The organism is Altererythrobacter chaiwopuensis, assembly GCF_054957755.1.
In genome coordinates, this window is the sequence record NZ_JBTXJG010000001.1 from 727,290 (window position 1) to 745,535 (window position 18,246).

16 protein-coding genes are annotated in these 18,246 nt (G+C 62.1%); 9 read left to right on the forward strand and 7 right to left on the reverse strand.

The window, feature by feature from the left end; all coding sequences use genetic code 11:
• Positions 1-74: 74 nt before the first annotated feature.
• Positions 75-1,772: a class I adenylate-forming enzyme family protein gene (locus ACX2DJ_RS03600; protein WP_462571044.1), complete on the reverse strand. Its 1,698-nt coding sequence runs from the start codon at positions 1,770-1,772 to the stop codon at positions 75-77.
• A gap of 221 nt (positions 1,773-1,993) precedes the next feature.
• Here ACX2DJ_RS03600 and lgt point away from each other — a divergent pair, with 221 nt between their 5' ends.
• Both lgt and ACX2DJ_RS03610 read left to right on the forward strand, forming a co-directional pair.
• Positions 1,994-2,920: a prolipoprotein diacylglyceryl transferase gene (gene lgt / locus ACX2DJ_RS03605; protein WP_462571045.1), complete on the forward strand. Its 927-nt coding sequence runs from the start codon at positions 1,994-1,996 to the stop codon at positions 2,918-2,920.
• Positions 2,917-3,975: a class I SAM-dependent methyltransferase gene (locus ACX2DJ_RS03610; RefSeq protein WP_462571046.1), complete on the forward strand. Its 1,059-nt coding sequence runs from the start codon at positions 2,917-2,919 to the stop codon at positions 3,973-3,975. Before lgt ends, ACX2DJ_RS03610 begins: the two co-directional genes overlap by 4 nt.
• Here the strand turns inward: ACX2DJ_RS03610 and ACX2DJ_RS03615 are convergent.
• From ACX2DJ_RS03615 to ACX2DJ_RS03625, 3 genes are read right to left on the reverse strand one after another with little or no spacing between them, the layout of a single operon-like run.
• Positions 3,972-5,507, reverse strand: coding sequence for an ABC transporter permease/substrate-binding protein (locus ACX2DJ_RS03615; RefSeq protein WP_462571047.1), 1,536 nt, complete (start codon positions 5,505-5,507; stop codon positions 3,972-3,974). The two genes, ACX2DJ_RS03610 and ACX2DJ_RS03615, sit on opposite strands and share 4 nt — an antisense overlap.
• Positions 5,504-6,265 (reverse strand): ATP-binding cassette domain-containing protein, encoded by a 762-nt coding sequence (locus ACX2DJ_RS03620; protein WP_462571048.1) that lies wholly within the window; start codon positions 6,263-6,265, stop codon positions 5,504-5,506. The genes ACX2DJ_RS03615 and ACX2DJ_RS03620 overlap by 4 nt, the downstream gene beginning before the upstream one ends.
• 37 nt (positions 6,266-6,302) lie before the next feature.
• Positions 6,303-6,797: a hypothetical protein gene (locus ACX2DJ_RS03625; protein ID WP_462571049.1), complete on the reverse strand. Its 495-nt coding sequence runs from the start codon at positions 6,795-6,797 to the stop codon at positions 6,303-6,305.
• A 162-nt stretch (positions 6,798-6,959) separates the two neighbouring features.
• On the opposite strand from ACX2DJ_RS03625, the gene ACX2DJ_RS03630 reads away from it, so the two are divergent.
• From ACX2DJ_RS03630 to ACX2DJ_RS03660, 7 genes are all read left to right on the forward strand, one after another.
• Complete coding sequence (locus ACX2DJ_RS03630; RefSeq protein WP_462571050.1) at positions 6,960-8,129, forward strand: isovaleryl-CoA dehydrogenase; 1,170 nt, start codon at positions 6,960-6,962, stop codon at positions 8,127-8,129.
• A 124-nt stretch (positions 8,130-8,253) separates the two neighbouring features.
• Positions 8,254-9,861 (forward strand): carboxyl transferase domain-containing protein, encoded by a 1,608-nt coding sequence (locus tag ACX2DJ_RS03635; protein ID WP_462571051.1) that lies wholly within the window; start codon positions 8,254-8,256, stop codon positions 9,859-9,861.
• A 183-nt stretch (positions 9,862-10,044) separates the two neighbouring features.
• Positions 10,045-10,383 (forward strand): endonuclease domain-containing protein, encoded by a 339-nt coding sequence (locus ACX2DJ_RS03640; protein ID WP_462572540.1) that lies wholly within the window; start codon positions 10,045-10,047, stop codon positions 10,381-10,383.
• Positions 10,384-10,553: 170 nt separating this feature from the next.
• Entirely contained in the window at positions 10,554-11,273 is a 720-nt protein-coding gene (locus tag ACX2DJ_RS03645) for a CPBP family intramembrane glutamic endopeptidase, BDIM_20840 family (RefSeq protein ID WP_462571052.1), read from the forward strand.
• A 119-nt stretch (positions 11,274-11,392) separates the two neighbouring features.
• Entirely contained in the window at positions 11,393-11,983 is a 591-nt protein-coding gene (locus tag ACX2DJ_RS03650; protein WP_462571053.1) for a 1-acyl-sn-glycerol-3-phosphate acyltransferase, read from the forward strand.
• A complete protein-coding gene (locus ACX2DJ_RS03655) occupies positions 11,980-12,780 on the forward strand; it encodes a DUF1295 domain-containing protein (RefSeq protein ID WP_462571054.1) in 801 nt (266 codons plus the stop codon). Before ACX2DJ_RS03650 ends, ACX2DJ_RS03655 begins: the two co-directional genes overlap by 4 nt.
• 98 nt (positions 12,781-12,878) lie before the next feature.
• The gene (locus tag ACX2DJ_RS03660; RefSeq protein WP_462571055.1) at positions 12,879-13,511 is read left to right on the forward strand and encodes a hypothetical protein; all 633 of its coding nucleotides are present in this window, start codon (positions 12,879-12,881) and stop codon (positions 13,509-13,511) included.
• Between the two features lie 119 nt (positions 13,512-13,630).
• On the opposite strand, the gene ACX2DJ_RS03665 is transcribed toward ACX2DJ_RS03660, so the two are convergent.
• The 3 genes from ACX2DJ_RS03665 to gyrB form a co-directional block, all read right to left on the reverse strand.
• Positions 13,631-14,365 carry a M50 family metallopeptidase gene (locus tag ACX2DJ_RS03665; protein ID WP_462571056.1) on the reverse strand — a complete coding sequence of 245 codons (735 nt, stop codon included), beginning with the start codon at positions 14,363-14,365 and terminating at the stop codon, positions 13,631-13,633.
• A 10-nt stretch (positions 14,366-14,375) separates the two neighbouring features.
• A complete protein-coding gene (locus ACX2DJ_RS03670) occupies positions 14,376-15,464 on the reverse strand; it encodes an AI-2E family transporter (protein ID WP_462571057.1) in 1,089 nt (362 codons plus the stop codon).
• 231 nt (positions 15,465-15,695) lie between these two features.
• Positions 15,696-18,224 (reverse strand): DNA topoisomerase (ATP-hydrolyzing) subunit B, encoded by a 2,529-nt coding sequence (gene gyrB, locus ACX2DJ_RS03675; protein ID WP_462571058.1) that lies wholly within the window; start codon positions 18,222-18,224, stop codon positions 15,696-15,698.
• Between the last annotated feature and the right edge of the window lie 22 nt (positions 18,225-18,246).

The following is an 18,246-nucleotide window of genomic DNA, read 5'->3' on the forward strand; positions in this document are numbered from 1 at the left end:
GTGCATCAGGCTCTTATCAATATGATGAGACCTTGATTCACGTTTCAGTTGATTCCGCCTGAAACGATCAAGGCCTACGCCGCCGCCTGTTCGGCGGTAAACATGTTGCGCACGGTGCGTTTGTCGATCTTCTGGGTGCCGAGCCGCGGCAGCGCCTTTTCCGAAACCCAGATGTGATCTGCCAGCGGCACCTTGAACGGGGCGATATGCGCGAGCAGGAATTCGCGCAGTTCGGGCCCGCTCAGGCTGTGCCCCGGTTTGAGATAGAACACCGCCGCGGGCACTTCGCCCATTCGCTCGTCGGGAATGCCGAACACCGAACATTCGGCGATCGCATCATGCGCATAGATCGCTTCTTCGACCTCGATGCAGGTGATGTTTTCGCCGCCACGGATGATGATGTCCTTCTTGCGGTCAACAATATAGACATAGCCGTCTTCATCGACCCGGCCGAGATCGCCGGTGCGGAAATACCCGTCGGCGGTAAAGGCCGCTGCGGTTGCTTCCTCATTATTCCAATAGCCGATGAAATTGCACACGGAACGGATCGAGATTTCGCCGATCTGGCCCTGCGCCAGGGGCTTGCCGGCATCGTCGAGTATCGCCAGATCCACCAGCGGGCGGCTTGGCTTCCCGGTCGAGGAAGGCTTGGCGAGATAGTTTTCGTTGAAATTGGCGCAGCCAACGCCGTTGGTCTCTGTCAGGCCATAGCCCAGCAGCGGGAAACCGTCGGGGAAGGCTTCCCTGATCTTGCCGACATGATCAACCGGGCGCGGTGCGCCGCCAGCGGCAAAGCCGGTGCAAGAGCTGATGTCATATTTGTGCCGGTCAGGATGGGTTGCGATTTCATAGCTCATCAGCGGCACGCCGGCGAAATAGCTGACCTTCTCCTTGTCCATCAGCCGCAGCGCCTCGCCCGCGTCCCAGCGCGGCATCAGCACCAGCTTGCGGCCGAGCGCGAAGCTTTGCAGGAATACAGGAACCTCTCCGGTAACGTGGAACAGCGGCACCGCCACCAGCGCGCAGGCCTGAGTGGATGGCGCGTTGCCGATACTATCGAAATAGGTGAACGCCATCAGCGACTGCATGGCATAGCTGAGCGCACCGCTGACCACGCCGAGGTGATCGGACCATGCCCCTTTGGATTTGCCGGTCGAACCCGAGGTGTAGAGGATGGTGGCGTAGTCCAGAGGCCCCATTTCGGGGAAACTGGCAGTGGCGGGATCAGCCCACAATTCGCCAAGCCCGCGCGAAGGTTGCTCGTCATGGTCGAACAGGACGATCCGGGCGCCATGATTGTGCCCGTCGAGCCGCTGGGCGCGCTGGGCATCGGCCAGCAGCAGGCGGCAGCCGACCAGCTCGATCTGGTCCGCCAGCTCTTCGCCACTGGAAAATCCATTGAGCAGCGTGGCGCAACCGCCGGCGGCCAATATGCCCATATAGGCGATGATCCAGTTGGCCGAATTGCGTGCCGCAATGCCCACGCGGTCGCCGCGTGCGACACCGTGATTGGCAATCAGCCCGGCGGCAACGTGCTGCGCCGCATCCCAGGCCTGAGCAAAGCTGATCCGGATGTCTCCGTCGATAAGAAATGGCAGGTCGCCATGCTGGTTGCAGTAATGGGCAAAGTAATGGACCAGGCTGGGCGGGGCGTTCTTTAGCGAAGGCATGTCCACGCCGCCGCGACTGACCGGCACGGTCTCAGCGGGGGCTCCGGCGGCGGTCAGTTTGTCCATGATAGCATCGAGGGCTGTATCAAGATCGGTGGGCATGCGAATTTCTCTCCTTGTCGTCCCGGTTGTTCGACATCTTCACAGCGCACGCCAAGCCAATACGCCAGTGTGCGTTTGCCGTTATGCCGTTGATGCCGCGTCCTGCAGCCTGTCAGCGGAGTTTCTCTCCGCGAACGGGCTTTCCCCCAATCCCCGGCTGTGCCAAAAGCCGCTCCGAACGGTGTGCCGGACCGGCATACCCCTATATAGAGGTTCGCTTCGTGCTGTCACTACTTGCCGCCACCGGGGCCGTCGTCGGCGGTACCGCTGACCCGATTTTCTGGAAAGACCTGGGCCTTGTCGAGGGGATCGACCTCGGCTTTTTCACCCTCCGCTTCTATTCGATGGCCTATCTTGGCGGGATCCTGTTCGCCTATTGGCATCTCAGCAAGATGATCAAGGCACCAGGAGCGCCCATGGCGCAGCGCCATGTCGATGACCTGTTCTTCTACTGCACACTGGGTGTGATTTTGGGTGGGCGGCTGGGCTATGCTGCATTCTATCGCCCGGAGCTGTTTGTCAGCTTTGAAGGTCAGGGCTTCGTGAGTTGGGAACTGCTGCGTTTGTGGGATGGCGGCATGAGCTTCCACGGCGGGCTGCTGGGCGTGCTGGCGGCGATGGCCTGGGTTTCCTGGCGCGGCAAGCTGCCGCTCCTGCGCGTGACCGATTATGTCGCGGTCAATGTGCCGATGGGCATGTTCCTGGGCCGGCTTGCCAATTTCAACAATGGCGAGCTGTGGGGCCGCGAAACCGATGTGCCGTGGGGCATGGTGTTCTGCGATCTTCCCAGCCTGCCGGGTGAATGCGCCACTACCTTCATCGTGCGCCATCCCAGCCAGCTCTACCAGGCCGGACTGGAAGGGCTGCTGATGCTGGCGATCATGCTGCCGCTGTTCTGGAAGACCGGCGCGCGCTACCGCCCCGGGCTGATGGTGGGCATTTTCACCACCGGCATCGCGACTGCGCGCTTCATTAACGAATTCTTCCGGGAACCGGATGCACATCTGGCCGAATTCGCTGCGACAACCGGGCTTTCGATGGGGCAATGGCTCACAATACCGCTGATTCTGCTTGGATTGATTGTAACGCTTTACGCGCTCAGCCGCGACCCGGTCGGGACCGGCGGGAGCAAGCCGGCCGGGGTATGAGCGGCGGTGCACGGGCCGATCTGGCGGGCACTTTCCGGCGGCTGATCCGCGAAACAGGCCCGATCAGCCTTGCCCAGTATATGGGCGAAAGCAACGCGCACTATTACACCAGCCGCGATCCGTTGGGTGACGCGGGCGATTTCATTACCGCGCCTGAAGTAAGCCAGGTATTCGGCGAGCTGATCGGGCTGTGGCTGGCAGACATCTGGGTGCGGGCGGGGCGGCCCGGGCCGGTGCACTATGTCGAACTGGGCCCCGGACGCGGCACTCTGGCGTCTGACGCGCTGCGCACGGCCGGGCGCTACGGGCTCATCCCGCAGGTGCATTTCGTCGAGGGTTCAGACGCCTTGCGGCAAATCCAGCGCGGCACGATTCGCGGAGTGACGCATCACGCCGATGTCACCACCCTGCCAGAAGATGGCCCGCTGCTGATCATCGCCAATGAATTCTTTGACGCGCTGCCGGTGCGGCAATTGCTGCGCGCCGCAGAGGGCTGGCGCGAGCGGATGGTTGGGCTTGAAGGTGATCGGCTGGTGTTCGTTTATGGCGATCGGCCGATGGATGCCGCTGTGCCACAAAGCTGGCGCCATGCAAGCCAGGGCACGGTGATCGAAACGAGCCCAGCAGCGGCAGCGGTGATGAGCGAGCTTGCCGACCGTCTGGTGGCGCAGGGCGGGGCGGCGCTGATGATCGACTATGGTTCGCGTGAGAGCCGTGCTGGTTCAACACTGCAGGCGATCAAGGGGCATCAGAAAGTCGATGTCTTTTCGGCCCCCGGCAAGATGGACCTGACCGCGCATGTCGATTTTGAAGTGCTGAGCCATGTCGCGCAGCGCCAGGGCGCGAATTTGCTGGGGGTTCAGATGCAAGGCGAATGGCTGAGCGCGCTGGGGATCGACATGCGGATGGAGGCGCTCAAACGCCGCGCGCCTGACCAGGCCGAGAAACTCGCACGCCAGCATGCTCGGCTTGTCGCGGAAGACCAGATGGGCTTGCTGTTCAAGGTAATGGGTCTGTCCGGCAAGGGCTGGCCTGCCGAAGCACCGGGTTTCTAGAGGCCCACCCGCCGCGCAAGCTGGCGCGCGGCTTCGTCGGGCGTCAGCTTTTCCTCGTCGCGGTCGACCGCAAAATTCGCCTCGCGCATGGCATCGACGTCGACCGCACCGATCACCGGACGCAATGCATCGATGAATGCGGCGTCTGCGGCACGCCCGGGGCTGACCAGCAGCACCGCATCATAATTGGGGAAGGCCTGCCGCTTGTCCTCCAGCACGCGCAGCCGATCTGCGGCGATTCGCCCGTCGGAAGTATAGGCGCCGATCACGTCTGCCTCGCCCGATTGCAGCGCGTTGTACATGAAGGTGGGGGCAAAATTGCGCTGGCTGGCGAATTTGAGGCCATAGGCATCGCGCACCGCCACCCATTCGGGCCGCTCGAAGAATTCGGGATCGCCGCCAACGGTCAGCTGCGGGGCAACGCGCGCGAGATCGGCCAGGTCCTCCACGCCGAGCGCCGCCGCGCGATCCTCGCGCATGGCGAAGGCATAGGCATTTTCGAACCCCAATCGCCCCAGCACGCGGGTGCCGCTGGCCGCCTGTTCCCATTGCTCGATTTCGGCCAGCATGGTGTCGCGCGGCGGGTTGTCGCGGCGTTTCATCTGGTTGGTCCAGATAGTGCCAGTATAGTCGACCAGCAGATCGATATCTCCGCTCGAGACTGCGCTATGCGCCACTGCCGAGCCCAGCCCGTCGCGATATGCAACCCTGTATCCTGCCGCCTCGAGCCGCTGGCCGATCAGCCGGGCGAGCACATATTGTTCGGAAAAGCCCTTTGCGCCGATCAGCACGCGGTCACGTTCGCCGCTGCCGAATTGCGCGAAGAGCGCTGCAGCAATGCCCAGCACAACCACGGCAAGCCCGCCCAGCGACAAGCTGCGCCTGCGCTCGGCCATCCCGCGTTCGATCAGGCCGAGCAAATTGTCCGCCACCAGTGCGAGCCCGGCAGAGGCGATGCAGCCGGCGAGCACCAGTGCCCAGTTCTGCGTCTGAAGCCCGGCAAAGATCGGATCGCCCAGGCTGGGCTGGCCAATGGTGGTGGCCAGCGTGGCCGCGCCGATGGTCCAGACGCTGGCGGTGCGGATACCCGCCATGATGAAGGGCGCGGTCAGCGGCGCTTCGACCAGCCGCAGCTTCTGCCAGCCGGTCATCCCCACGCCGTCAGCCGCTTCGAGCACGCCCGGGTCGAGATTGGCCTGCGCGGTCACGGCGTTGCGCAGGATCGGCAGCAAGGCATAAAGCGCCAGTGCCAGCAATGCGGGCAGGAAGCCCAGCGTGGGCAGGCCTTCGCCGAACACGGCGCGCAGGCTCAGCAGGATCGGGAAGAACAGCGCCAGCAGCGCCAGTGCGGGAACGGTCTGCACCAGGCTGGCCATGCCCAGCGCGAGCCGCGCAACTGCCGGCGATCGGCTGGCCCAGACAGCCAGCGGCAGCGCCACCGCGATCCCCAGCGCGATCGCTGAAGCGGCCAGCAGCACATGGGCGACGAGTTGCGGGCCGAGACCGGTGAGCGCAGCAAGGAAATCGCTCATGCCGGGCCTCCATCGCGCTCCATCGCGGCGAGCCGTTCGGCCTGCGCGCGCGGCACCGCGACGAGGCCTTGCGCCACCTCGCCTCCCTTGCCAGCGACAAGAGCCTGCGGTGTTTCGTCCGCGACGATCCGGCCGGCTTCCATCACCAGCACCCGGTCAGCCAGCAGCAGCGCCTCGGCCATGTCATGCGTCACCATCACGCTGGTGAGGCCCAGCCGGTCATGGAGCGCCCGCACCCGCTCGCCCAGGGCATCGCGCGTGATCGGATCGAGCGCGCCGAAAGGCTCATCCATCAGCAGCACATGCGGATCATTGGCCAGCGCACGCGCCACGCCCACCCGCTGGCGCTGCCCGCCCGATAGCTCGTCGGGCATTCGGCCAGCCATTTCAGGTTCAAGCTCGACCAGTTCGAGCAATTCGGCCACACGCCGATCGGCAAGCTTCTCGCCGCCCAGCCGCGGGCCGATCGCGATATTCTCCGCCACGTTCATGTGCGGAAACAGGCCGATGCCCTGGAAGACATAGCCGATCCGGCGCCGCAGCGCGGGCGGCGGCAGCGTGGTGACATCAATGCCTTCCAGGCACACGCGCCCGCTGCTGGGAATGGTGAGCGCATTGACCATCTTGAGCAGCGTCGACTTGCCCGATCCGGAGGCGCCCACCAGCGCCACGAAGCTGCCCTGCGCGATGTCGCAGCTCACGCCGCCCACCGCCACCACTTCGCCATAGCGGCGCGTCACCGCATCGAAGGCGATCATCGCGCCATGGCCGGGTTCAGGCTCGGGAAAGATCGTTTCAGCCTTCTTCAGGGCCTGTCGGGGCGAGGTAGGTCACCTGTTGCAGCAGCACTTCGCGACCCTCTTCGCTGGTGACCCGCATGGTGCCGTTCTTCTTGTGCTTGCCCAAGGCCCAGCAGGCGCCCGCGCGGGTCTCGTCTGACGGCGTGAAGCAAAGCCGCCCATCGCCCAGCCGTTCCCAGGTGCCGTCAGCCCATGGTTCGCCGTTCTTCATGTCGCGGTACTGGCCTTCGGGATCAAGAAAGGTGGTATAGATTGCACCGTCTTCGCCGGTCGCGCGCCACGCGGTGTTGGCCATGGCCAGCTCTTCGGCGGAGGGTTGGGTGGCCTCATCAACCTGTCCGGCATCGGGGGCCTGTTGCCCCTGATCCTCTCCGCCGCCAGCTTCGCTGCTCGCATCGGCCCCCAGGCTGATTTCATTGGCTGCCCCATCCTGCGGCGGATTGCAGGCGGCCAGCAGCAAGGTGGACGCAATGAGCGGGGTGATGCGCATGTCTGACCCTCCGGTATTACCTTCACCCCATACCCTAGGCGGCGGATCGCGCGCGGCCAAGGCCGATTGCGCACACCGTGGATTAGCGATTGATTGCAGTCGCAACCGGTTTGCGTGCCGCGCGCGCGCTGGTATGGGCCAATGCGAGGAGATTGTCTGAACATGCGCGCCACCCCTGAGTTCGATTTCCAGCTGGGCGAAAGCGCCGAGATGATCCGTGAGGCGGCGGGCCGTTTCGCCGATGAGCAGATCGCGCCGCTGGCCGCGCAGGCTGACCGTGAGGACTGGTTCCCGCGCGACGAATTGTGGCAGGCCATGGGCGCGCTCGGCCTGCACGGGATTACCGTGGAGGAAGAATGGGGCGGGCTTGGCCTGGGCTATCTCGAACACGTAATCGCGGTGGAAGAAGTGAGCCGCGCAAGCGCCTCCATCGGCCTCAGCTATGGCGCGCATTCGAACCTGTGTGTCAACCAGATCCGCCGCTGGGGCAATGACGAACAGAAGGCAAGATATCTGCCCAAATTGATCAGCGGAGAGCATGTGGGCTCGCTCGCCATGTCGGAAGCTGGCGCCGGGTCGGACGTGGTTTCGATGAAGCTGAAAGCCGAACAGGTGCAGGGCGGATACGTGCTCAACGGCACCAAGTTCTGGATCACCAATGCCACCTGCGCCGATACGCTTGTGGTCTATGCCAAGACCGATGGCCACGCCGGTTCGCGCGGGATCACTGCCTTCCTGATCGAGAAGGACATGCCTGGCTTCTCCATCGGGCAGAAGATCGACAAGATGGGGATGCGCGGCAGCCCCACCGCCGAACTGGTGTTCGATAATTGCGAGGTGCCCGAAGAGAACGTGATGGGCCCTGTCAACGGCGGGGTCGGCGTGCTGATGAGCGGGCTCGATTACGAGCGCGTGGTGCTGGCCGGATTGCAGCTCGGCATCATGCAGGCGTGCCTCGACACGGTGATACCCTATCTGCGCGAGCGCAAGCAGTTCGGAAAACCGATCGGTTCGTTCCAGCTGATGCAGGCCAAGGTCGCTGACATGTATGTCGCGCTGCAATCGGCCCGCGCCTACACCTATGCGGTGGCCAAGGCCTGCGACGCCGGGCAGACCACCCGTTTCGACGCGGCCGGCGCGATCCTTCTGGCAAGCGAGAACGCCTTCCGCGTGGCGGGGGAAAGCGTGCAGGCGCTGGGCGGCGCGGGCTATACGAAAGACTGGCCGGTCGAACGCTACCTGCGCGATGCCAAGCTGCTCGACATCGGCGCGGGGACCAACGAAATCCGCCGGATGCTGATCGGGCGCGAACTGATCGGGGCGGCTTCTTGATCCTCCCCGATACTCCCCTCGTCACCCTGAACTTGTTTCAGGGTCCATTGTGCGACGGCGAGCCTTCATTGCTATTGGAGAAATGGATGCTGAAACAAGTTCAGCATGACGGGGAGGATCTGGAATGACTGCCCCTACTCTCACCACTAAGCTCGACCGCGAAAGCCCCGAGGCGAAGGCGCGGTTCGCGCACAACAAGGCGCTGGCCGATGAACTTCGCGCCGCCGTGGCCGAAGCCGCGCTCGGCGGGCCGCAGAAGCACCGCGAGCGGCATGTTGCACGCGGCAAACTCCTGCCACGGGAGCGCGTCGAGCGCCTGCTCGATCCGGGCTCGCCCTTCCTCGAGATCGGGCAGTTGGCCGCGAACGGAATGTACGAAGGCGACGTCAATGGCGCGTCGATGATCGCGGGGATCGGGCGCGTTTCGGGCCGGCAGGTGATGATCGTGTGCAATGATGCCACGGTCAAGGGCGGCACCTATTACCCGATGACGGTGAAGAAGCACTTGCGCGCGCAGGAGATCGCGCAGGAGAACCGGCTGCCGTGCATCTACCTCGTCGATAGCGGGGGTGCGAACCTGCCGCATCAGGCCGAGGTGTTTCCGGACCGCGACCACTTTGGCCGCATCTTCTTCAATCAGGCGAATATGTCGGCGCTCGGTATCCCGCAGATCGCCTGCGTCATGGGCAGCTGCACCGCAGGCGGCGCTTACGTGCCCGCCATGTCCGACGAGAGCGTGATCGTGCGCGAACAGGGCACGATTTTTCTCGCGGGGCCACCGCTGGTCAAAGCCGCGACGGGCGAGGAGATTTCAGCAGAGGACCTTGGCGGCGGCGACCTCCATGCGCGCAAATCGGGCGTGGTCGACCACCTTGCCGAGAATGACGAGCATGCGCTCACCATCGTGCGCGATATCGTCAGCCATCTGGGCGCAAACACCGGCGCGGCGGCAGATGTGGCGTTGAAAGACCCGCGCCCGCCCAAATTCGACGCGGAAGACCTCTATGCCCTCATCCCCGATGACGTGCGCGCGCCCTATGATGTGCATGAGGTGATCGCGCGGCTGGTCGACGGTAGCGAATTCCACGAGTTCAAGGCGCATTTCGGCAGCACGCTGGTTTGCGGTTTCGCCCATATCTGGGGCATTCCCGTGGCAATCCTCGCCAACAATGGCGTGCTGTTTTCCGAAAGCGCGCAAAAGGGCGCGCATTTCATCGAGCTTGCCTGCCAGCGGCGCATTCCGCTGCTGTTCCTGCAGAATATCAGCGGCTTCATGGTCGGCGGGAAATACGAAGCCGAAGGGATCGCCAAGCATGGCGCGAAGCTGGTGACGGCAGTCGCCACCGCCACCGTGCCCAAACTCACCGTGGTGATCGGCGGCAGCTTTGGCGCGGGCAATTATGGCATGTGCGGGCGGGCCTATTCCCCGCGCTTCCTGTTCACCTGGCCCAATGCGCGCATCAGCGTGATGGGCGGGGAGCAGGCCGCATCCGTGCTTGCGACCGTCCACCGCGATGCGGAAAGCTGGACGCCCGAGCAGGCCGAGGCGTTCAAGGCGCCGATCCGCCAGAAATACGAGGACGAGGGCAACCCCTATAATGCCACCGCGCGGCTGTGGGACGACGGGGTGGTGGATCCGGTCCAGACCCGCGACGTGCTGGGGCTGGCCCTTGCCGCAACGCTTGAAGCACCCATTGCCGAACGGCCCGCGTTCGGCGTGTTCAGGATGTGATAGCAGGCTCTCTCGCCTGGCAGTCCGGCACCTTGCAGCGGGACAATATGTAGGAAATGTGACGATCCTCGCGATTGCTTGTCTGCGCTCCATCTGCATGTAAGTCAGGCGACAAAGGATTCGGATTTGGAACAGAATCACGCGCCACCGCCCGGCAAGCGGGAAAATGCTGCTTTGCCCAAGATGCATGGCAACATGCATTTGCTAGAGGGCTTACTATGGCGGCAGTTGAGATCGCGGCCGAGCGGGCTGAGGTTCAACAGGCGGCGCGCGACTGGCAAATATGTCCATGACTTCTACTGTCCCGACGCACGGCTTGCGATCGAGCTTGATGCTTCGACAGTTGATCCGGTGCGGGACGACTGGCTGAAGCGCGCAGGAATTGCCACGATGCGGATAACTGCCAAACATATCATTGAAGAGTCCGGCGCTGCGGCCGACGAAATAGTCTCCCGCGCCCGGGCGCTTTTGCCGCAGAGCCATCCCGCGCTTGCTGTGGAGCGCACACCGGAAGCAAGCTGACGAACGCCGTGATAAATGGCGCGAATTGATCCCTCTCGCATTCCCGCGCGCAATTGCTATGCATGTGCGGGGGAGAGGGAACTTTCGTCGTCTGCGCCGCTGGTTCGACCTATGCTGGAAATCCCCAATCAAATCGAATAAATACAAACATATAACAAGGGTCGCAAGCAATGGATGCGGTGGTTTCGATAGGGTTGATCTGTGCAATCCTGGTTGGGTCCGGTTTGATCATTGGCCTGATGGATCGCGCGAATTTCGCCCCCCGCTGGCTAATGGCGAGCGCGGCGCTGGTGTTCTTCAACGATGCATTGCTGACGAATTTCTACGGCAATCTCCCGTCCTTCCTCCCGGACAGTGACTGGAACTGGCAGGGCAAGCTGTTGGCGCTGGCAGCATCGCTGGCGATTGCATTCCATCCCGCGATCGGCTGGAAAAAGATCGGGCTCACGCTGGCGCAGAAGCGCGAAGGCTTGTTGGGCACTCTGGCCATAGCTGCCGCCTATTGCCTGTTCTTCGTCGCAATTGCCTCGATGTTCCCCAACGATCCGATCCGCGCCGACGCTTTGGCGTTCCAGCTGACCATGCCGGGGCTTGAGGAAGAGATATTCTATCGCGGCCTGCTGCTGTTCATGCTGCACGAGGCGTTTCGTGGCCGCATCCGCATGGCGGGGGTGAACTGGGGATGGTCGGCAGTGCTCACAAGCGTGCTGTTCGGCCTTGCCCACGCATTCAGCTATTCGTCCGCCGATGGAATCAGCTTTGATGCCATGATCATGGCGATGACCTTCATTCCCTCTTTCCTGGGCGTGTGGATGCGTGAGCGTTCGGGCAGCCTGTTGCTCCCCATCGTTGCGCATAATTTCGGGAACTCAATCTTCTTCTTTGTCTGAGGAAGGCGTGATCCTGCCCGCTCCCGCTTCGCAAATCCCCCTCGCAATCCCGCGCGCGGATGCTAGGCATGTACGGGGAGAGAAAAGTGTCGTCCAAGCCCGCTCGCAAGCGTTCCATCATGTCGCGCATTGTGCGGCGCATCATCCTGACCATATATCGCTGGAAGGGGTGGACGCTCGACGGGCATCTGCCGCCGATCCCGAAATATGTCATCGCCGGCGCGCCGCATACTTCCAACTGGGACTTTGTATTCTTTATCGGTGCAACCGCCGAAGAAGGAGTCGAACCCAATTTCATGGGCAAGCACACGCTGTTCTCCGGATATATGCGCCGCTTCATGCTCGACATGGGCGGCATCCCGATCGACCGGACCAAGCGCAGCAATGTCGTCGAACAGGTAGCTGCCGAATTCGAACGGCGTGACCGGCTGGCGCTGGTGATCGCGGCGGAGGGAACGCGTAGCACAGACGGGAGCTGGAAGTCGGGCTTTTACAACATCGCGCGCGCGGCAAATGTTCCGATCGTGCCTGCGTGGGTATGTAACAAGCGCATGGTGCTGGGTTTCGGGGAACCGATCTGGCCCACCGGGGATTATGGACAGGATCTGTTGAAAATCGCCCGTTTCATGCGTTCCAAACTTCCTGAATATGAGCGCTTCAAGGTGCTGGAAGCGCAAGCGCTAAGCCTGATCGAGGACACAAAGCCATGATCGATGCCCTGCTTTTCAATGCCGCTATCCTGCTTGCACTGATTGTGGTGCTGTGGCTCATTTCCGTGAAGATCAGCGATGTCTCCTTTGTCGATGCCTTCTGGGGCGCGGGCATGGGCATAATGGCGCTTGCCAGTTATTTTCAGCTGGCCCGCCCCGGTGCGCTGGCTACGCTGATCATGGTGATGACCGCCGCATGGGGCTTTCGCCTGGGCGTTTACTTGCTGCGGCGCTGGATGCGCGAGGGTGAGGACAAGCGCTACAGGATGATCCTGAAAAAGGATCGCGAACGCGGCAATTTCGCGTTCGCCGCGCTAACCAAGGTGTGGCTGATGCAGGCAGTGCTGCTGTTTCTGGTGTCGAGCCCGGCGCAGGTCGGCATTCTTGCGTCAGGCGACGCCGCCCCCATCACAGCCCTTGCCTGGGCGGGGCTGGCGATATTCCTGACCGGGATCTTCTTCGAATGGGTTGGCGATTGGCAATTGGCGAGATTCAAGGCTGATCCCGCCAATGAAGGGCAGGTGCTCGATAGCGGTCTGTGGCGCTATACCCGCCACCCCAACTATTTTGGCGATTTTGCCGCCTGGTGGGGGATCTGGCTGGCGTGCGCATCGGCTGGCTGGGAATACGCGCTTTATACATTGGCCGGGCCGATTTTCCTCAGCTTCACGCTCACCAAATGGTCGGGCGTGGCATTGCTTGAAAAGGGGATGGACCGCAGCAAGGGTGACAAATACGCCGATTACAAGCGCAGGACTTCGGCATTTGTCCCGCTCCCGCCAAAAACTCTTTCCTGAAGAAGGCGCAGCCGGCCGGTGCAAATTAAATCGGGCATTGCGGGTTTAAGCCTGGCATCTGAACCCCTAAATTGCCCCTCGAATGCGAGGTCAAGGCGATGATGGCACGGGAAACGCGACAGACGGAGCGCAGGCGCGCAGCACTGCTGGCGAATGAATTGTTCGAGCAGCGCGGCGAGGAAGTTCGCATCGCTGATCTTGCGGCATCGGGCCGTATCCCGCGCCGCATTCTGGACGAGCTTTTCGAGCATGATGACGATCTGTTCGAAGCGACGGTGGAGCTCTGGTTCGAGCCGCATGTGGCTGCGATGGAAGAGGTTGTCGCCAGCGATCTGCCGCCCAATCGCAAGATGTACGAATTCTTCGTCCGGCGTTTCCGTGTCAACCGTGAGCGGTTTCGCAGCGATCCAGCCAGTTTTGCGCTGATGTGTGAAGCCGGAGCAGCCCGCTTCGAACGGGTGCGAAGCTTTGTCGACCTGGCCGACCACTATCTGTGCGAAGTAATCGCGCAGGCTCAGGCCGAGGGGTACTTTCCCGGGCTGGAAATCGACCAGACCTTGTCGCTGATCAACCAGATGGTTGCCAATTATACCATGCCCGAAGCGCTGACCTATCTCGATGACAAGCTGAACGAAGAGAAGCTGGCGCGTATCATCGACACGATCTTTGTCGGTTTGTCGGGGGAAGATGGCGGCTCACGCGGGATCAACACCATCCGGATTGCGACCTGAGCACCGCGAGCTTGCGATCTAGACTCTGTTCGATTTTGGCTGAATCAAAATCTGAGTCTAGATTCTTGGTTTACCGTGATTTCCGAGCCGAGAAATGTTCCATTTCACTCGAAATCACTCTAGCGGCGGCCACTGCGCCCATATTCCTTCAGCGCGTATTTCAGACTGGTACCGATCATCAGTGCAGCGATTGCCACCAGCAGCATCGCCCAGACCCAGTGCGGCAACAGCAGGTTGGCCGCAATCGCGCCGGTATCTGACAGGATCAACTGGCCATTGATCAACGCGCTTTCCATGAACAGATAGTCCCACGACAAAAACATGCTGAGCCCGGCCAGCATGCCGAGAAATTGCAGCGTGAAGCGCCCAATCCCCTCTTGACCGCGCCATGCCAGCAGGGCCAGCGCCGCAGCGATCAGCGGCAGCACGATCCAGCCAGTAGTGGTGCGCACCCAGATCACCGTCGAGATCCCGATAATTGCTGCCAATCCTATCAGTGCCGCGCGCCACAGCTTGTGCCGGGCGCTGGCCAGGATCAGCACCGATCCGATCACGCTGGGCCCCAACGGGCCGCCAGCTGCGATTGCAGCCCGCGCCAGCGGCGTTATGCCCGCCGGCGTGCGGCTTTCCGCCAGGCCTGACCCGTCGGGAAAGATCAGCAGCCGGTCGAATTCAAAGCCCAGTGCCAGCGCCGCAAGGCCGTGCCCCATTTCGTGGAACCAGGTGCCCAGAATCATGAAAGGATAGATCAGGTAATTGCCCAATGGCAGGTGCGGCGCGAACACCACCAGCACGCCTGCAAGAAACAGCCGCCCCAGCTGTTCGGCTTGCGATCCGGGTACAGCCCGCCTCATGCGGCGCGGCTCAACTGTCGCTGCCTGCAATCTTGTGGTGGAGCAAATATTCCTGCGCAATCGACCATGCGGCAAGGAACAACCCGGCCAGCAACGGCCCGAGCACCACCCCGGAAAGCCCCATGGTGGCAATGCCCCCAAGCGTGGTGATCAAGATGATCCAGTCGGGAATTCCCGTGTCGCGGCCAACCAAGATCGGACGCAGCACATTGTCGGCCATACCGATCACCGCGATCCCCGATATTGCCACCAGCACGCCTTCCCATGTCGATCCGGACGCAAGCAGATAGATTGCCATCGGCACCCACACGATGCCGGTGCCGACTGCAGGCAGAAGCGAGAAGATCGCCATCAGCAGGCCCAGCAATAATGCCGCCTCGACGTCAACAATCCAGAAGGTGATCGCCCCCAGCCCGCCCTGTACAAGCCCGACCACGACCGATCCCTTGATCGTCGCCCTCACGATTGACAGGAAGCGTTCGGCCAGGCGCTCGGCGATTTCCAGTTCCAGCGGCAGGCCGCACAGAATCGCGTGGCTGATCTTCTTGCCGTCGCGCAGCAGGAAATAGGTCACATAAAGGCCAAGCAGGAATGAAATGACGAAGCCGAACAGCCCACCGCCGATCGCCACCGCCTGGCGTGCGATCATGCCGGCGCTTTCGGTCAGCAGTTCCTGCGCGCGCGCCTGCAGTTCACCAAAGTCTGCCAATCCAAGCTGCTCCAGTGGATCGCGCAGCGCGGTGGGAAGCGCGAGCAGGATCTGCGAGAACCAGGCCGCTACGTCGAGATCGCCCTGCTGGAAGGCGATCACCACATTGGCCGCCTGCTCGACGATCAGGCCGCCGATGAATAGCGAGGGTAACAGCACCGCAAAGGTAATGAACAACAGTGTGGCGGCCGCCGCCCTGTTCTTGCCGCCATTGAGCCGGGCAAGAAACCATTGGTAGAGCGGCTGGAACATGATCGCTGCCAGCGCTGCCCACAAAACCGGTGTGGCAAAGGGCCAGACCACGAAGGTGACGCCCGCGGTAAGCAAGCCCAGCAGCAAGACGAAACCCAGGTGTTCGTAACCGTCGCCGCGCTGCTGGCTCTCACTCATCAGTGCCTCCATTAACTCTCACAACGCGGCATAAGCTATCGCCGCTGCCGCTGAAAGTGTCGGCAGGGCGAATAGGTCAAATAACTGCCGCGCGATGCGCTGTGCCAACCAATGGTTGGATCGACGATGGCAATCGATGATGCCAGTCGCGTGGAGCAATCAGAAAAACCAGGCTGACCAAAGCCAGCCACCCGGCTGCGATCAGGAAACAGCTCCGGGCCAGGAGCTGGATCACACGTCGAGATTGGCCACATTGAGCGCGTTTTCCTGGATGAACTCACGGCGTGGCTCCACAACGTCGCCCATCAGACGGGTGAATATTTCGTCGGTCACGTCGGCGTCTTCGACCTTGACCTGAAGCAGCGCGCGGTTGTCCGGGTCGAGCGTGGTTTCCCACAATTGCTCGGCATTCATTTCGCCCAGCCCCTTGTAGCGCTGCACCGAAACTCCCTTGCGACCGGCGGCAAGCACGGCGTCGAGCAGTTCGGTCGGGCGCATGATGGCATCAACTGCGGTGGCGGCGGGCAGATCGTCCGCCTCTACATCATCGTCCGGGACTGCATCGGGCTCGGTGCCTGATTTTACCAGCCGCGCCGGGCGGGCATAGGTTTCGGCATGGCTGCCGGCAAGGCCGTGCAACTTGTGTGCCTCGGCGCTGATCAGGAACTTGGCCTCGATCTCGTGCACGTCGGTTACACCGCGCCAGACCCGCTCGAAGCGAACCACACCATCCTCGCCGATTCTCGCTGACCATTTCGCCTCCGGGTCGGCCATGCCCAGCCGTTCAGCCGTGAATTGCAGCGCCTGCGCCCGCGTAGGGCGATCGAGCGAAGGATCGAGCGCGCCCGACAGGGCCATCTGTTCGATGATTGCCAGATCATACTTGCGCGGGACGAAGCCCAGCAAATTGCGCAGGCGCAGTGCATGTTCGACCAGCGCGCGCAGGTCTGCGCCCGAGCGCGCACCGCCGACCGATTCGAGCACGCGACCCTGCAGCCCGGCATCGACCAGATGGCGGTCGAGCGCGGCCTGGTCTTTCAGATAAACTTCGCTGCGGCCCTTGGCGACCTTGAACAACGGGGGCTGCGCGATGAAAAGATGTCCGGCCTTGATGATCTCCGGCATCTGGCGGTGGAAGAAGGTGAGCAGCAGCGTGCGGATGTGTGCGCCGTCCACGTCAGCGTCGGTCATGATCACGATCTTGTGATAGCGCAGCTTCTCAAGGTCGAATTCGTCGCGAATGCCCGTGCCCATGGCCTGGATCAGCGTGCCCACTTCCTTCGAGCTGATGATCCGGTCAAACCGGGCGCGCTCGACGTTCAGGATCTTGCCCTTCAGCGGCAGGATCGCCTGGGTCTTGCGATCGCGGCCCTGTTTTGCGGAGCCGCCGGCTGAATCGCCCTCGACCAGGAACAGTTCACTCTTTGCCGGATCGCGCTCCTGGCAATCAGCCAGTTTGCCCGGCAGACTGGCCACGCTCATCGCGCCCTTGCGGCTCATTTCGCGCGCCTTGCGAGCGGCCTCGCGTGCCGCGGCGGCATCAATGATCTTCTGGATGATCGCCTTGGCGTCTGCCGGATTTTCCTCCAGCCATTCGGTCATCTTTTCGCTCATCAGGCTTTCGAGCGGCTGGCGCACTTCCGAAGAAACCAGCTTGTCTTTCGTCTGGCTGCCGAATTTGGGATCAGGCAGCTTGACGGAAACGATCGCAGTCAGCCCTTCGCGCATGTCTTCGCCCGACAGACTGACCTTTTCCTTCTTCATCAGCCCGGAGCTGGAAGCGTAATTGTTGATCGTGCGTGTCAGCGCGGCGCGGAACGCGGCCAGGTGGGTGCCGCCATCGCGCTGCGGAATGTTGTTGGTGAAGCACAGCACGTTTTCGTAATAGCTGTCGTTCCATTGCAGCGCGACATCGATCCCGATCCCGTCTTTTTCCGCCGAAACCGAAATCGGGGAGCTGATCAGCGGCTGCTTGTTGCGATCGAGCCAGCTCACAAAGGCTGCGATGCCGCCTTCATAGAACAGGTCGTGCTCGAGCGGTTGCTCGTGCCGGTTGTCGCGCAGCAGGATGCGCACACCCGAATTCAGAAATGCCAGTTCGCGGTATCGATGTTCAAGCTTGTCGAAATCGAATTCCGTCACGTTCTTGAAGGTGTTGTGCGAAGCCTTGAAGGTCACGCGCGTGCCTTTCTTCAAACCGTTCGCATCGCCATTGCTGGCGGCCGGCGGGGCATCGCCCCGCACTTTAAGCGAGGCAACCGCATCGCCATGCTCGAAGCGCATCCAGTATTCCTTGCCGTCCCGCCAGATGACGAGTTCGAGCCATTCGGAAAGCGCGTTCACCACTGAAACGCCCACGCCGTGGAGGCCGCCCGAGACCTTGTAGGCGTTGTCCTCCGAAGTGTTCTCGAATTTGCCCCCGGCGTGCAGCTGGGTCATGATGACTTCGGCTGCCGAAACGCCTTCTTCCTTGTGCATGCCGACAGGGATGCCGCGGCCATTGTCTTCGACTGACACCGATCCGTCGGGATTGAGCTCGATCAGCACCAGGTCGCAATGGCCCGCCAAAGCTTCGTCGATCGCATTGTCCGAAACCTCGAACACCATGTGGTGCAGGCCACTGCCGTCATCGGTATCGCCGATATACATGCCGGGGCGCTTGCGCACCGCATCGAGCCCCTTGAGGACCTTGATCGAATCGGCGCCATATTCGCCCATCTGGACGATTTTTTCAGGAATTTTTTCAGGGTTTTCTGACATGCTGATTATATAGGCCGGAGAG